This window comes from Salegentibacter tibetensis (assembly GCF_020164485.1).
In the GTDB taxonomy this organism is placed as follows: Bacteria; Bacteroidota; Bacteroidia; order Flavobacteriales; family Flavobacteriaceae; genus Salegentibacter; species Salegentibacter tibetensis.
Genome location: NZ_JAIQZA010000007.1, coordinates 60,814 through 77,655, shown reverse-complemented (window position 1 = coordinate 77,655; position 16,842 = coordinate 60,814). Strand labels below are relative to the sequence as shown.

The following is a 16,842-nucleotide window of genomic DNA, read 5'->3' as shown; positions in this document are numbered from 1 at the left end:
AAAACTTTAATTATGAAAGTATTAAAAAGATATATGGCATTAATTGCCGTGTTCTCACTTTTATTCTCTTCCTGTACCAAGGAGGAAAATAATTTAATAGATGATTCAGCTTCTGAAAATTTTGCTGAGCTTAGCTTAGGCGCGAGCTTAAATGATATGATAAACAGAGCTGCTTTAAAACAAAGCCTTCCGGAATGTTCTTCAGATGCACCAGCTTATGCTCATGTAGAACTTACCCATAATATGGGAACTTCCTTAGAAGGAACTATAGATATAAATGTTCCTATTCTGGAAGATGACGGAAATTATTATACCGATTATGATGAAGATTTGAAAATACCCGTTGCTCACAGTGAATCTAATACAGCGACAGTGTCTTTAACCACATTTTTGGTTTATGATGGAGATCCGGAAGATGCAGGTTCTACCTTGATTTGGGCCACACCAACAACTGCAAGCCAATATGGTGGACTGGTAAGTCAGGGACTACCATTTGATTTTACAATTCGTGCAGGTTCTAAAAAATATGTTGATGTAGAAGTTCTATGTTTTGATGATCGTGAGGTAAATCTTTACGGATACCAATTCTTTGACTTAATTCCAGAAGTGGTTTATGAACTGTGTGTTTTTGCAAATTACTGCAATGATGCCGGGCGTCACTTTACCGCAAACTATAGTTTAGAAGTAACCTATCTTAGAGAAGGAGTTGAAGACATGATGCTACATGAAACTTCCAATCTTCCCGTAACAGGTTACGATGAGAGTACCGACGATTACTATGCAGATCCATTTTGCTTTGCTATTCCAGCACCACAATATGGAGAAGGAAGTGATACTCCATATATTCGCTTAACAGCAACTCTTCTTAATTGGGAAGGCAATTACCCAGATCCGGTAGGAGTAGCTCCAAAGCACGTAGACCTTTCCTGGGACGATATTTCCGGTCACTTAAATGAGGATGGTACAGTAGATTACGAACACATATTCTTTAATTGTGATGACGTAGAACCTGGAAATGGAAATGGAAATGGAAATGGAAATGGAAATGGTGGTGAAGAATGTGATCCTGAAAATCCTGATGATGATTGTGATAACGATGGTGTACCAAACGGTTTGGATCAATGTCCTAATACTCCTTCAGGAGTTGATGTTGATGAGAATGGTTGTGAAATTGTCGTAGGCGATTGTGAATTCAATGTAAGTGTAGATTGTACAACTTATTACTTAAATGGAACTTCAGATCTTGTAACTGTAGATCAAAGTGCATTTTATCTTGCCGCTCTTGGCGGTGAGTTTGAAGATAGAGTTGCAACCATCACTCTTGGCTATGCTGATAATGGAGATATATTCTATATCATAAATATGAGAGAAGGTTTTACACTTCAGGATTACCAGATTTTATTATACTCTGATGATAGCAATTCTAATGAGCTTTGTGACAGTGATACTGGTGTAAATGGAACAAATGAATTGGCAGCAGAAGGAAGTTTTGCAGATCCAGATGGCTATTCTGGTACTTTCTATGCTGAATTAATTACAAATGTTTGTGACTAAGTAAGATTTAACCCAGTAAAATTATAACCGGGGGGTGACTAATTCACTGGGTTTTTGTAATCATCAGTCTTGATGATTACAAAGGAGGCTGTGCGAAATTTTCGCACAGCTTTTTTTTGTTAAAATTTTTTACAATTCAGTTATAAGGTTATGATCTTTAAGTTTCTAAGAATTTGAAAATCCTTTTAAATTAAAAATTTTCTGAGATAGTAGTAAAATATAACCTTTTGTGAACATAATAAAAAATGTTTGATTTAGTTTTAAAAATATCCAAATGGTTTTTAAAGCTAAAAACTCATCATATTTGTAAGAATCTGACTATTAAAATTTTAAGATTTAAAATTTGATGATTTTTGGAATGACCTTTGCAAATCCTGAATAAAAATTCTGATAATTTAACTTAAAAGTAAAAACCCACTTATGAGAAAATGTAAATTTTTGTTACTACCTGTTCTGGCGATTCTGGCTTGTAGTAAAGATCCAATTTCAGAGAATGAAAATGCAGAAACGCAATTAAAACCAGAAGAAATTTCAGATCAACAATCAGAAATGGCCTTTCCAAACGATCTGGGCCCCGTTTCACAAATTTATTATGCTGGGCAAAAGATGCCTGTTGAAGAACATAATGGTGATTATGTTTATCAGGGCGACATTATGATTCCTGTAAACCAAAGCAGCAAGTCCCCACAATCCATTATTTATGAAAATAAGGAGGCTATTCCACAGGAAAAGAGTGCAGGGCGTACTTCAGGCCTGTGGCCCGATAATACTGTTTATTACGCCATAGACTCCAATCTTTCTGATAAAAACAGGGTATATGACGCGATAAAACACTGGCAGAATAATACGGCTCTAAAATTTGTAGAAAGATCGGGACAGTCAAATTATATTTATTTTACATCCGGGTCTGGTTGTTCCTCGTATGTTGGGATGATTGGGGGTAAACAAAATATTACCTTAGCTGAATACTGTACCACCGGAAATACCATTCACGAGATAGGTCACGCAGTAGGTTTATGGCACGAACAGAGTAGAGTAGATAGAAATAATTACATTACAGTGCACCTGGATAATGTTACAAGCGGAACTGAGCATAATTTTCATACTTATGAAGATAGTGGTTTCGATGGAGAGGATTATACTACAAGCTTAGATTTTGGTTCAATTATGATGTATGGTGCTTATTCATTTTCTAAAAATGGAGAGCCTACGATAACCAAAACTAATGGTAGTACATATCAAATTCAACGTTCAGAGCTTTCTTCCGGAGATATTGCTGGAATTAAAAGTATGTATCCTGAAAATGGAACTGAAGCTACTTATATAAACGGTGAATATTACACTATTAATGGGCTTACCGTTTTAAGAATGTACGATACGTGGTTGCACTATTCAAAATATGGCTGGTTAGAAGTGAAATTTTATAATAGTTACTGGTATTATGTTTAATACCAAGTAATTTTTTCCATAAAAAACCCGGGTATGAGACCCGGGTTTTTTATGGAAAAAATTGCCCTAAAGTCCACACAAATGAGGAAAATAACACCAAAAAAATTTAGCATATATTTAAGTCCTAACCTACCCTTAAATTTAACATAAAAAATCAGAAAGATATAGGCAATTAGGGGATAACCCGTAGTTTGTGGGTTACAATACTGAGAATATTTTAAAGGGCTGGTTATATTGATAAAAGACATGACGTAAATCATTTAAATCCTGGAGCTCCTTAGTAATCGATTATTTGTTTCTTGAATACTGAAGAGCCCGATTTGGGCTCTTCTTTTTTTATATACGTATCTCAGATTTTACATAGGCCCTTAGTTCCTCAAAAAACATCCTAAATTCATTTTCAAAATCCTTATAAAACTCACGTAATTCTTCCACAGCTAAATGCATTTTAGCGCGGTATTTAATTCTACGGTTCATTTGGAAAAGGATTTTTTCTATACCGTCTATTTCCCGGTAGTTATACAGCCAGTTATCGGCAATCATATACGGAAGAAAATTTTGAACTGGTTTTGGAAGAATTTTAAAATTATCCTGAAGAAGTTTATAAAAATTTTCAGTATAAGCTTTTAAGGGAATATCAGAATATTCTTTCCAGTTTACCGCCAGAAAATGGTCATATAAAATATCTACAATAACCCGACTGTAATGGCCATATCGCTCAAATAAGCGATGTACACTTCTGCTTACAATTGGATGGGTATCAGTAAACGTATCAATGGCCCGGTGCAACACAATTCCTTTTTGAATTTCCGGCGGGTAATCTAAATATTTTTTTCCTTTAACCGAATCTGCGACAAAATTACCGATTTTTAATTCGTCATTATCGCCAGAAAGGTATATGTGTGCTAAGAAATTCATCTTTGAAAGTTACGTAAATCCAGTAGTTTCCTGTTTAATTTTTGTTAAGTTTTGGCGCTACCTGACTGCTCCTTGTATATTTGTTAAAATTTTAATTTTAAAGACAGATTAATTCATTATAAAATAAATTTATGAGTTTAATAAAATCAATTTCAGGGATACGTGGTACTATTGGTGGAAAAACGGGTGATAACCTTACGCCAATAGATACGGTAAAATTTGCCGCTGCCTACGGAACCTGGCTAAAAAATAATTCAGAAGATAAAAAACTAAAAGTTGTTGTTGGTCGTGATGCCCGAATTTCGGGAAAAATGGTTCAGGATTTAACCATGAATACTCTAACTGCATTGGGAATAGATGTTGTAGATATAGATCTTTCTACCACGCCAACGGTAGAAATTGCGGTGCCTTTGGAAAATGCTGATGGAGGAATTGTCCTAACTGCCAGCCACAATCCAAAACAATGGAACGCCCTTAAATTATTGAATAGTAAGGGAGAATTTCTTGATGGTGCCGAGGGAGCAAAAATCCTGGAATATGCAGAGCAGGATAATTTTAACTTTTCTGAAGTTGATAATCTTGGAACAATTACCAGGATAGATAATTATATGGATATTCACATAGAAGAGGTTTTGAAACTTAAGCTTGTAGATATTGAGAAAATAAAGAAAGCTGGTTTTAAAGTAGTTGTTGACGGAGTGAATTCTACCGGTGGAATTGTAATTCCTAATCTCTTAAAGAAAATGGATGTTGAGGTAGTTGAGCTTTATTGTGAGCCCAACGGACATTTCCCTCATAATCCCGAACCTTTAAAAGAACACCTTGCAGATATCTGCCAACTGGTAAAAAAGGAAAAAGCTGATTTTGGAATTGTAGTAGATCCAGATGTAGATAGGCTTGCTTTTATTGATGAAAACGGAGAAATGTTTGGCGAAGAATATACGCTTGTCGCTTGTGCCGATTACGTGCTATCTAAAACTCCAGGAAATACCGTAAGTAATTTATCGTCTTCCAGGGCGCTTAGTGATGTTACCAAAAAGCACGGCGGGGAATACAAAGCCAGTGCGGTAGGTGAGGTTAATGTGGTGCAGCTAATGAAAGATTCTAATGCGGTAATTGGTGGAGAAGGAAACGGCGGAATTATTTACCCGGAATCTCATTATGGGCGTGACAGTCTCGTTGGGGTAGGATTGTTTTTGACACATTTAGCTGAGAAAAATATAAGTGTTTCCGAGTTGCGGAAAGAATATACAGCTTATTATATGAGCAAAAATAAAATTCAGTTAACTCCTGAAATTGATGTTGACGAGATTTTAAAAGCTATGGAGGAGAAATATAAGAATGAAGAGATCTCTACCGTAGACGGAGTAAAAATAGATTTCCCTGAAAACTGGGTGCATTTAAGAAAATCGAATACCGAGCCGATTATCAGGATTTATACTGAAGCCAAAAGCCAGGAAAAAGCCGATGACCTTGCTCAGGATATGATTAAGGAAATTCAGAAAATAATAGCTTAGCGTACTACCGCATTTTTGGGAATTTCTTTTCCGAGATGTTTCCAGCGTTTATGTGTCCAGAGGTAAAACTCTGGTTTTTCGCGAATCTGTTTTTCTAAATGCTGAATATAATCTAATGTAATTCGATTGTTTTCAGTTTCAGCAGGATTATCAGCAATATTTATTAAAGAGGCCTTATAATGGCCTCTTTTTACTTTTTCTACGTGCAGGTAAAGCACCACCATATCAAATTCTTTGGCAATTCTTTCTGATCCTGTAAAAAATGGAACTTTCTTACCCATAAAATCGGTCCAGAACTTATAGCTGGGTGTTTTAGGAGACTGGTCGGCAACCATTGCATATGCTCCCCGAAGGCCTTCATTTTCATTTCGGCTAATACGCATATTGGCTTTAGAGTTTTGAATGAGTTCTGCGCCAAATCGTTCTCTAATATCATTGATCAATTTATCAAAACCGGGATTTTGAATTTTTTTGTAAATCCCAAATGCACTATGTTTAAGCTCGTGTAGTTGCAGGGCAAAAAGCCATTCAAAACTGGCATAATGCCCGCACATAAGCATAATGCTCTTATCAAGTTTTTCTATGCGCCTTATTTCTTCAATATTGGTATACACAAAACGTTTCTTCAATTCTTCTTCAGAAATAGAAATACTTTTTATCATTTCCAGGAACATATCACACATATGGGAGTAAAACTTCTTCCTGATCTTAATAATTTCATCGGAAGACTTTTCGGGAAATACAAGTTTCAGATTTTCTGTAACTGTTTTTTTTCTATAACCAACCAGGTGATAAACAATAAAATAAACCACATCTGAAACGCGATAAAAAAAAGGAAATGGAAGTATGGAAATTAGCCAAAGCAGCGGATAAATCAGCCAAAAAACTACAGCCTGCATAAAATAATTTTCGGCAAATATATGGTATATTTGGCACTAAATTAAAGCTGCTATGGGAGAATTAAACCTGGTTACCCTTATAATTATTGGTGTAAACGTATTGGTTTCATTCAAAGGATTTAAAGACGATTCTTTTTTTCAGAAATATAAATTTAATATCGCCGATATTAACCGGGGTGCAAAATATCAAATCCTGACTTCGGGATTCTTACATGTTAACACCACCCATCTTTTGGTGAATATGCTTACGCTTTACTTCTTCGCCAATTCTGTAATTTTTTATTTGGGAACCGTAGGCTTTATATTGGTTTACATCGCCAGTCTTATTTTAGGAAATTTATTGTCTTACTTCTTTCATAAAAATGAGATGCATTATACGGCCGTAGGAGCTAGTGGTGCGGTGATGGGCGTACTTTATTCTGCAATTCTGTTAAGACCTGATATGATGCTTGGCCTGTTTTTTATCATCCCCATGCCTGCCTATGTTTTTGGGATAGGCTATCTATTCTATACCATATACGGGATGAAACGTCAATTGGGAAATATTGGACACGACGCCCATTTTGGCGGCGCGGTTGGTGGCTATATATTAACACTTTTGCTAGCTAGCTGGGTTTTTGAGGAGCATCTGCTTATGGTGATTTTGCTGGCACTTCCCATTGTTGTCTTGTTTATTCTCCAAAAAATGGGAAAAATTTAATTTGGTATTCTTCTTGTTTATTGCTTTTCAAAAAGCTTTAAAAATATAACCATGAAAAAAATAATATTACTTATCGCTATAATTAGCGGTTTCGGGATACAGGCTCAAAACACAACCAATAATGGAATTCATGTAACCGGTATAGGAGTCGTAAAAGTGACTCCAGATAGAGTGACTATTAAATCTCGAATTGAACACGAAGGCCAGAGCGCTACCTCTGTGAAATCACAAAATGATGAGGTAGTCGATAAGGTAATCGAATATTTAAAATCTGAAGGCGTAATCGAGAAAAATATTAATACCAATTATATCAATTTGAACAAACGATATAATTACAATGATAAAACTTATACTTATGTAGCGAACCAGGCTATTTCCATTACGCTGGAAGATATTAGTAAATATGAAAATATAATGAAAGGTCTTCTTGAAAATGGGCTTAATGGGATAAACGGAGTGGAATTTGAATCTTCAAATATTGAAAAACATAAAGCTGAAGCCCGCAAAAAGGCGGTGTTAAATGCGAAAGAAAAGGCTGAAGCTCTAGCTGAGCCATTAGGACAAACAGTAGGGAAAGCTTTTATGATAAACGAAGGGAGCAGTAATAATTACCAGCCGGTATATCGTACTATGGAGATGAAAGCTTCATCAGATCAGGCTTCTAATCAAGAGACAATAGCACCCGGAGAAATGGAAGTGAGTATAGAGGTAAATGTTGCTTTTCACCTACTTATGGAATAAGTGTTGGTGTAAATAAAAAGGTCTAACAAGTCCGAAGGAAAGTCATCCTGAATTTATTTCAGAGCCTGCTCCGAAAATTTATTCGGAGTCTAAGATAATTGAAATTCAAAAACCTTAGAAACTGAAACAAGTTCAGTTTGACGAAACCATGACTTCTTAGGCCTTATTGTGAAATTTAAAGAACTAACCTTTATTGAGTAATTCTCCAATTTTATTATCTAATGCATCACCTCTAAGGTCTCTTGCTACAATTGTTCCTTCTTCATCCAGGACAAAAGCGGCAGGGATGGCTTTAATCCCATAAAGTTGAGCCACGGGGTCCTGCCAGAATTTAAGATTAGAAACCTGGTGCCAGGGTAATCCATCTTCTTCAATAGCTTTTAACCAGCGGTCTTTTTGACCGGGACGGTCTAAAGAAACACCAATTATACTTAAACCATCGTCTTTGTATTTATTATAGGTTTTCACCAAATTTGGATTTTCAACACGGCAGGGTTTACACCAGGCCGCCCAAAAGTCGATTACTGTAACTTTTCCCATCGCATCTTTTAAGGCAAGTTCGTCGCCATCTGGAGTAGGAGCTGTAAAATTGGGTGCTTTGCTGCCCACGGCAACTTTGTTCTCCTTTTCAAGATTTTCAGCAATCTGTTTTCCGATAGCCGTGTTCTTAACATCTTCTGAAAGTGAGTCAAACATTTCTTTTATCTCGTTTACCGGGTAAGATTTCATTCTAAGCATATCGCTTATCACCATGATAGAAACAAATGAATCTGGATTTTCTTCAACGATCTTTTTCTTAAAGACCTTATCATTATCTATAATTTCCTTTTCAGTGTCCTGTATCGAGGTAAGTTTAGTACTATCTTTTTCCTGAAAAGCAGAGCGCATAGCGTCACGACCTTCCATCACTTTTTCATTAACCTCCTTTAGATGGCTCAAATAATCATATAATAAACGATTTTCTTTTCCGCCGGTTACTTCAGAAGCACGCAAGCTATCTTTGTAGACCTTGAAATTTATTTCTTCATTTTCAGAAATAAAAATCACATTTCCCTGGGTACCTTCAAATTCAAGAAAACTTAAATTAGGAGTTTCAGGATCTTCAAGATCAAGTTCAAAACTACCGTCTTTAATAGTGGTAGAATCAATTCGATTTGGGCGGTTGGTATTTTCGTCAATTTCAGAAACATATACCATTTTGCCGTCTTCCATTTCGGGAGCATTTCCGGAAATAAAATATCCTTTATCATCCTGGCAGGATGTGAATGCTGTTGCAACAGCAAGCATAACTATTATTTTACGCATAAAAATTGTTTTGTTTAAAGCAAAAATAAGCATCTACCACGGCAATACCTTCGTTATTTTATAAAAAATTGTTAATTTAAACTGTGTAGATTTGTAAGCCTTACGGAATATGTAATTTTAGCAGATATTACCTATTTATGAAAGAACAGAAAGAAGATTTACCTTTTGAGATTCAAATTAGTTTTCATAAAGTTGTTGAACAGTATAAGGAACAACTAAAGCATGAAGAAAATAAAATTGCCAAAAATTATATTGAAAGTATTCTTGAGCATGTAAAGTCTTTTCCGGCTTTAACTCAGGGAATTAAAGATTTTAGGGAGCTTAAAAAATATAAGGATCCGATAAGGGTGTTGCTGGACGATCTTTTTCCCAGTGTGCTTACCAATAACGAAATAAAAGCTGCATCTGTACCCTTTCAAAACTTCTTATTTAATAGGTCTAAGCGTTTAAAGAAAATAATGGAGGCTACTCCAGAAGATTTTGAGCTTGCAATAAGAAACCTGGATAATAAAACAATCTATGTGCAGGAATGCATTAATATTCTTAACGATTACTACGGCTATAATATAGATTATTCCAGGCCCTTATATTTTGATATTCCAGATGAACAGGGGATTATTAGACGGTATCGTATCGCTCTAAACGGTGATTTTATTGATATTTTTCCAAAGGAAGAAGCGAAAAAAATCACCGATAAAGATGTAGACGAATTATTACAAAACGTCGAGAATATTGATGTTTGGAAAGAAAAATTCCCGCCGCAGAGTTGGGTGTTTAAAGGTTTTACCATTGTAAATCTTACCGATGTAACGATGGATGATGCCATATCTGAATTAAAAACAGCCTTGCTGTTTGAACAATCTTCAGAGAAAGATGAACTTCTAAAACTGGAAGAAATTTTCAGGTCGATTTATAAAATTTCTGATCTAAGGGTTGGCTTTACGGTTTATAATCCGGAGGATGAAATGTTTGAAAAGATGGAATATAAAGAAGCTAATAGTTATATTCTTAATGACGAATTGGTGAGTGAATGTAAAGAAGGAGTTTGCGAAGAGCGCTTTAATAATATCTTTAAAGATCACAGTTTTTTCAGTATTGCAAATGTTGAAGATTATGCAAAAAAAACCAAAAACAATATATTATCCAGACGTCTACAGGAAAGTGATGTAAAAAGTTGTATTCTGGCGCCCGTGGTGAAAAACAATCGTTTGCTGGGAATTTTAGAGCTGGTAGCCAGGAAAAAGAATCAACTTAACAGTATTAATACCATTAAATTAGATGAAATATTGCCCTATATCGCAACTGCGATAGATAGAAATCGAAGTGATTTTGAAAATAGGGTAAAGGCTGTGATCCAGAGTGAATGTACTTCTATTCACCCCAGTGTTTTGTGGGTTTTTGAAAAAGAGGCCAAAAAATATATAAGGGATTATGATGATGACGGTCTGGCTTCTTTTAAAGACATTGTCTTTAAAGATATTTATCCGCTTTATGGACAAATTGATGTGGTAGCTTCTTCAGATGCACGGAACGAAGCCATTCAAAAAGATTTACTTCATCAATTAAAGGAAATTCAGTCTATTATTGACAAGGCTTACGAGCTGGAAGAACTTCCAATCTATGAGCAGGTGAAATTTCGAATTTCCGATTTTATGGAAGATCTTGATAGTAACCTGAATGCTTCAAGTGAACAGAGGATATTTAATTTGCTTCAGAAGGAAGTGAACCCTATAATGAGTCATTTAAGTAAGCAGTCTTCAGAATTAAAAAAGTTGGTTAAAGAATATCAGGATCAGCTTAATCCTGAAACAGGAATAGTTTATAATCATCGTAAAAATTACGATGAAACCGTGCAACAAATTAACCGCACCATGTCTCGTTTTTTAGATAGAAAACAAATTGTTGCGCAAAAGATCTATCCGCATTATTTTGAGCGTTACAAAACCGATGGGGTGGACCATAATATTTACATTGGTCCGTCTATGGTAGAAGACCGGCCTTTTAATAAGGTATATTTATATAATTTAAGACTTTGGCAGTTAAGTACCATGTGTGAGATGGAAAACAGGTTCTATCAAGTGCAGCAAAGCACGCCTGTAAAATTAGATGCAGCTTCGCTTATTTTAGTCTATAATTCTACGATGTCTATTAGATACAGAATGGATGAGAAGAAATTTGATGTAGATGGTACCTACAACGCGCGATATGAAATTATTAAAAAACGTATAGATAAATCTTTTATAAAAGGAACTGAAGAGCGTATTACCCAAAAGGGAAAAATTGCTATTGTATATAGTCAGCGTGGAGACGAAAAGGAATATTTAAGATATATAAAATACCTGCAAACTAAAAGCTATTTGGGTGATGAAGTGGAGATGCTGGATCTTGAAGATGTTCAGGGTGTTGTAGGCTTAAAGGCTATTAGGGTAAATGTTTTGTATACCCCAAATAGCAGTGAAGCCGATAGAACTATTACCTATGAAAATTTGATGGAAGAATTACATTAGGTAAAATGCACCTACAAATGCAATTACCGAAACAATAATTCCTATCATAAACACCGTATAGGTTATCCTAAGTATTTTATACTTTCTATGTAAAACTTTTCCTAGCAGGTGAAGGTCTAACATTAAGGATTCGTAGACGTAATCTTTATCCTTTATTATTTCTTTCATTCCCCATTTAAACTGCTCAAATGGCATTTTATGGCTGTTCCCAAAGAATAGAAGATTTACTTCCCGGTTTTTTACCTGCTCTTTAGTGAATTCCCCAGTGGTGACCTGTGGTCGCGTAGATAATATTGAAAGTATAATTGAAGCAACACTAAATAAAATTAGAATTAGTGTAGGTATCAATAAATGCTTATTGCTTGCTGCATCCAGTTTGGGGATCATGTTTGCCAACGCCAATGAAATAATTATGGCATTTACCGAAAGTAAGATGTTGGCTTTGGTATCGGCAATATCACTTAACTTTATGTGGTTTCTAAGCGTTACCCTAAAAAGCGTTTGAATACTTCTTTCGGGATTATCGTTTTTATAACGCGCTTTCATTCGCGCTTTAGCTTCCTCTTTCTTTAATTTTTTCTCTTGCTTATTCTTAGCTTCAATAAGCTCAAGAAGATTTTCCTCTTTTTTAGGCCCCCATTCTTTTACTGCATAATCGGTGTAAAACTGGTGCTTTTCGGTGAACACTCTTATGTTTTCCTGTAACCATTCTCCTGTAGTAAAATTTTTGATATTCTGGAGCTCGAGCTCCTGTCGCAAAAGTTCACTGGTTTCCTCAAAATACTCTTTGGCAAAATGAGAGGAGTCAGCGTCTTTTATAACTTTTTCAGGAAAACTTTCGGGGTTGGAGTTGAACTTTGTCGCTTCAATATTTTTTAAAACATCTTTAATTAATTCTGGGGTTGCATTGTTTTGCTCCAAAAAATCTTTGGCAATTTTCACACTTTCCTTTTCGTGACCTTCAAAAGTTCTGGTGTATCCAGTGTCGTGCAACCAGGCTGCCAGTAACAGCGCTTCTTCTTGTTTAACATTAATTTCAGAATTGGCTATTAATTCTTTAGTACTTTTAACCACCCGTTCTGTATGCTTGTAATTATGGTATATAAACGTGTTTGGTAATTTTTCCTTGAAAAGATTCAAAACAAAATCATCTGCTTTTTCAATGAGATTATTCATATAGTTTAGCTTGTTTTTGTTTAGCCAAAGTACAAAAAATGTTCAATACCCCTTATGAAAAAAACTAACATCTTAATGTCACTAACTGCCCTGTTAGTGATCTTTTCGTGTGTCTCGTCAGACCCTAAATACCGCAAAGGTGAACCTACTTCCAATTTTGGATATCCTACAAATAAAGAAATAGAAAAATCGTTTTACTTATTAGGTGACGGTGGTTACTCCCCCATTGGTGGAACTTCCAAAGGCCTTATTGCTTTTAAGAACTATTTAGACTCGGTAAAACAATCTGATAATTATACCATTTTTCTTGGTGATAATATTTATCCCGATGGAATGCCAGATAAAGATTCGCCAGATAGGGAAGCTGCTGAATATAGAATTGATGCACAGCTGGATGCCATTGAAAGCTATGACGGTAATGTTATTTTTATTCCCGGTAATCACGATTGGTACAATGAGCGTATTGATGGTTTGGAAAGGGAAGAAGAATATTTAAAGGAAAAATTTGGAGAAGATCTTAAATGGAGCCCTAAAACCGGTTGTGGTCTCGAGATTATGGATATCGGTGAAGAGATTACACTAATTGTAATAGACTCACAATGGTACCTTGAGAATTGGGACAAAAGCCCGACGATAAACGATGACTGTGCTGAAATAAAAACCCGTGAGGCCATGTTTCTGGAAGTGGAAACTGAATTTAAGAAAAGTCAGAACAAAACGATTATTGTAGCTATGCATCACCCTTTATTCACTAACGGAATTCACGGGGGACAGTACAATTTTAACCGACATATATATCCTACTCAAAAGAAAATCCCGGTACCAATTTTAGGTTCTTTAGCCACTTTAATTAGAACAACCGGTGGAGTTTCTATTCAGGATGCGCAAAATGAGCGTTATAAATCTATGGTAAAACGCCTGGAGACATTAGGACATGATTCAGAGCGATTGATTTTTGTAAGTGGTCACGAACACTCCTTACAGTATATAGAGCACGGAAATATTAAACAAATTGTTTCAGGGTCTACCTCCAAGGCAACTTATGCCACTCTGAGTAACGATGGTGTTTTTGCTTATCCAGAACAGGGATTTGTAGTTTATGACGTTTTTAAAGACGGATCTTCCTGGGCGAGTTTTTATGGAAATGAAAATAATAAACCAAAATTATTATTTCAGAAAGAAATTTTTGAGGCACCAAAGGAATTTGATGTTTCCGATCTTCCGCAGCAATTTGATAAAACAATTACCACTTCTGTATATCCAAAGGATGAAACCGATAAAGGATCGGTACATAGAACGGTTTGGGGGCAGCGATATCGCGAACTTTATGGTACAGATATCACTGTGAAAGTTGCAGACCTGGATACCTTGTATGGAGGATTAACCCCAATGCGGGCCGGTGGTGGTCATCAAACGATCTCAGTTAGAGTAAAAGATAGCATAAATCGTGAATATAATTTTAGAAGGCTTGAAAAGAAAGCTGTTCAGTTCTTACAAACCGTAGCTTTTAAAAATACTCCTATTGAGACACAGTTAGAGAATACCGTAGCTGAAGATATAATTTCCGATTTTTATACAGCGGCACATCCTTATGCATTCTTAGCCATCCCAACTATGGCCGATGCAGTTGGGGTTTTGCACACCAATCCCGAAATCTATTATTTACCAAAGCAACCCAAACTAGGGAAATATAATGATGAACACGGGGATGCACTTTATATGATAGAAGAAAGGCCGGAAGATCATTGGTTGGGCTTAGAGAGTTTTGGTTCTCCCAATCATGATATTCAAAGTACCGCGGGAATGTTTGACCGTTTACGCCGGGACGAAAAGTATTCTCTGGATGAAACTGCTTATGTAAAGGCCAGGATTTTTGATATGCTTATTGGAGATTGGGACAGGCACCAGGATCAATGGCGTTGGGCCGAAATTGAAGATGAAGAAGGTAATCGCGTTTTTAAACCAATTCCAAGAGATAGGGACCAGGTATTTTCAAATTTTGACGGTGCATTTTTTGGTACTTTAAGGGCCTTAACCGGTTTCGCCTCTCAGTTTGCGGTTTATAGTGAAGATATTAGTGATGTGGAATGGTTTAATGTTGCAGCAACCGGGTTAGATCGTTCGCTACTTCAAAATGTAGGAAAAGAAACCTGGAAAGCGCAAGCTGAATTTATACAGGAAAATATAACCGATGCGGTTATTGAAGAAGCTTTCGAAAAACTTCCGTCTGAAACCTATGATGACACTACTAAGGGATTAATTGAAAAGGTTAAAGGAAGAAGGGATAATATTGTGGATATCGCGATGAGGTATTACGATCACTTTGCAGATCTTGCTATTGTTACCGGAACAGATAAAGACGATTTTGTAGATGTAACCCGAATGAAAGGCGGGAAGACCAGGATTAAAATAAGTAGAAATAAAGGCGGTGAAAGAGCCGATGTTTTAAGTGATAAAATTTATCATAAGGAAGATACCGATGAAATTTGGTTATATGCCCTGGATGATGATGATGAGATTTTGGTAGAAGGCGAAGGCGATAATTATATCTTTTTAAGAATAATCGGTGGCCAGAACAATGATATTTATACCATCAAAAATAATAAGCGACTTAAAATCTATGACCATAAATCTAAACCAAATACGGTAAAAGAAGGCGGTGGTGCTAAATTCAGATTTAGGGATAATTATGAAATCAATACCTACGACAAGGATAAGAAAACCTTTACCACAGGAGCTATTTTGCCGGGACTTGGGTTTAACCCAGATGATGGTGTTAAAGTAGGGCTTGAAGTAGTAAATACCACTAATGGGTTTAAACGTAATCCTTTCACGGCCCAGCATACTTTTGGCGGTGGATATTATTTTGCAACTAATGGATTTGACCTTTATTACGAAGGTGAGTTTGCCCATATCCTCGGAAATTATAATCTGAAAGTTGGTGCCGATTATACCAGCCCGAATTTTGCCAGAAACTTTTTTGGCTACGGAAATCAAACTCCGAATTTTGATGATGAACTGGATTTTGATTACAACCGCGTAAAAATTAGTCGCTTTGGTGTGAATGCCGGGTTTGAAAACAAAACCCCTTTTGGTAGTATGTTTAGATACATGGCCACTTTTGAAGGCAATAAAGTAGAAGCTACTGAAGGAAGGTTTATTACTGAAGATTTTGAAACAGATGACCCTAATTTCTTTGAAAGGAAATATTTTGCGGGCTTAGATGCATTATATCGTTACGAAAGTTATGACAACAACCTTAACCCGAGCAGGGGGATGAAGTTTGAACTTAATCTTGGTGGGCAAATGAATACAACTGAAACAAGCCAGATGTATGGTTACTTTAAACCTTATTGGGGTTTTTATAATGCGCTTACCACAAACCGAAAATTGGTACTGAAAACAAGGGCCCAGGCTCATTTAAATATGGGAGACGATTATGAGTTTTACCAGGCCGCGCACTTAGGTGGGAATTCAGGCCTTAGGGGATATCGTATACAACGTTTTAACGGGAAAAGTGCTTTTGCTACCGGAGCAGACCTTAGATATGGTTTTGATCAATTCACCACTAAGTTTTTGCCCTTACAAATTGGTGTTTTTGCCGGTTATGATTTAGGTAGGGTTTGGAGCGATTTTGAAGACAGTAACCAGTGGCACGATAGTTACGGAGTGGGATTCTGGGTAAACAGTGCTGAAGCGATAAACGGAACATTTAACCTCTTTAGAAGTGATGATGGTTACCGATTCTCATTTGGATTCGGATTCCGATTTTAAAGAATAATACAGAATAATTTTAAAGGCCGCCGGGAATTAATTTTGGACGGCTTTTTTGTTTTCTTCATTTAAGGATTTGAGGACTTAAAGTAGTTTCAGGATAATTTTGGGATTTTCCTGGATCTGAAATAATATAAGATGTTTAAAGCTCAACCTTCCTTCGAAGGATGGAATGAATTCCGATTTATAGGAAGAAAACGAAGGTGCGAAGTCTTAAGCTTAAAGTAGGGGTCTGTGATTTGTCTTAATATGAGGATTGCATTTTCAGAGTCGATTTGGGAAATAATGGAAATCGATTCGAA

11 protein-coding genes are annotated in these 16,842 nt (G+C 36.1%); 7 read left to right on the top strand and 4 right to left on the bottom strand.

Annotated elements, in window-relative coordinates; all coding sequences use genetic code 11:
* The first annotated feature begins 12 nt into the window (after positions 1 to 12).
* Positions 13 to 1,554, top strand: coding sequence for a hypothetical protein (locus LB467_RS05395; RefSeq protein WP_224473003.1), 1,542 nt, complete (start codon positions 13 to 15; stop codon positions 1,552 to 1,554).
* 420 nt (positions 1,555 to 1,974) lie between these two features.
* Entirely contained in the window at positions 1,975 to 3,003 is a 1,029-nt protein-coding gene (locus tag LB467_RS05390; RefSeq protein WP_224473002.1) for a M12 family metallopeptidase, read from the top strand.
* A gap of 336 nt (positions 3,004 to 3,339) precedes the next feature.
* Here the strand turns inward: LB467_RS05390 and LB467_RS05385 are convergent, their stop codons facing one another.
* Positions 3,340 to 3,921, bottom strand: coding sequence for an acyl carrier protein phosphodiesterase (locus tag LB467_RS05385; RefSeq protein ID WP_224473001.1), 582 nt, complete (start codon positions 3,919 to 3,921; stop codon positions 3,340 to 3,342).
* Positions 3,922 to 4,052: 131 nt separating this feature from the next.
* Here LB467_RS05385 and glmM point away from each other — a divergent pair, with 131 nt between their 5' ends.
* Positions 4,053 to 5,438: a phosphoglucosamine mutase gene (gene glmM, locus LB467_RS05380; protein WP_224473000.1), complete on the top strand. Its 1,386-nt coding sequence runs from the start codon at positions 4,053 to 4,055 to the stop codon at positions 5,436 to 5,438.
* On the opposite strand, the gene LB467_RS05375 is transcribed toward glmM, so the two are convergent.
* A complete protein-coding gene (locus LB467_RS05375; RefSeq protein ID WP_224472999.1) occupies positions 5,435 to 6,337 on the bottom strand; it encodes a lysophospholipid acyltransferase family protein in 903 nt (300 codons plus the stop codon). The two genes, glmM and LB467_RS05375, sit on opposite strands and share 4 nt — an antisense overlap.
* A 52-nt stretch (positions 6,338 to 6,389) precedes the next feature.
* Between LB467_RS05375 and LB467_RS05370 the strand changes: the two genes are divergently transcribed.
* Entirely contained in the window at positions 6,390 to 7,037 is a 648-nt protein-coding gene (locus LB467_RS05370; RefSeq protein ID WP_224472998.1) for a rhomboid family intramembrane serine protease, read from the top strand.
* Between the two features lie 51 nt (positions 7,038 to 7,088).
* A complete protein-coding gene (locus LB467_RS05365; protein WP_224472997.1) occupies positions 7,089 to 7,778 on the top strand; it encodes an SIMPL domain-containing protein in 690 nt (229 codons plus the stop codon).
* 183 nt (positions 7,779 to 7,961) lie between these two features.
* Here LB467_RS05365 and LB467_RS05360 read toward each other — a convergent pair whose 3' ends face one another.
* Positions 7,962 to 9,083, bottom strand: coding sequence for a TlpA disulfide reductase family protein (locus LB467_RS05360; protein ID WP_224472996.1), 1,122 nt, complete (start codon positions 9,081 to 9,083; stop codon positions 7,962 to 7,964).
* Between the two features lie 137 nt (positions 9,084 to 9,220).
* On the opposite strand from LB467_RS05360, the gene LB467_RS05355 reads away from it, so the two are divergent.
* Positions 9,221 to 11,590 (top strand): GAF domain-containing protein, encoded by a 2,370-nt coding sequence (locus LB467_RS05355; RefSeq protein WP_224472995.1) that lies wholly within the window; start codon positions 9,221 to 9,223, stop codon positions 11,588 to 11,590.
* On the opposite strand, the gene LB467_RS05350 is transcribed toward LB467_RS05355, so the two are convergent.
* Positions 11,582 to 12,766 (bottom strand): Pycsar system effector family protein, encoded by a 1,185-nt coding sequence (locus tag LB467_RS05350; RefSeq protein ID WP_224472994.1) that lies wholly within the window; start codon positions 12,764 to 12,766, stop codon positions 11,582 to 11,584. The two genes, LB467_RS05355 and LB467_RS05350, sit on opposite strands and share 9 nt — an antisense overlap.
* Positions 12,767 to 12,820: 54 nt before the next feature.
* On the opposite strand from LB467_RS05350, the gene LB467_RS05345 reads away from it, so the two are divergent.
* Positions 12,821 to 16,540: a metallophosphoesterase gene (locus LB467_RS05345; RefSeq protein WP_224472993.1), complete on the top strand. Its 3,720-nt coding sequence runs from the start codon at positions 12,821 to 12,823 to the stop codon at positions 16,538 to 16,540.
* Positions 16,541 to 16,842: the final 302 nt, after the last annotated feature.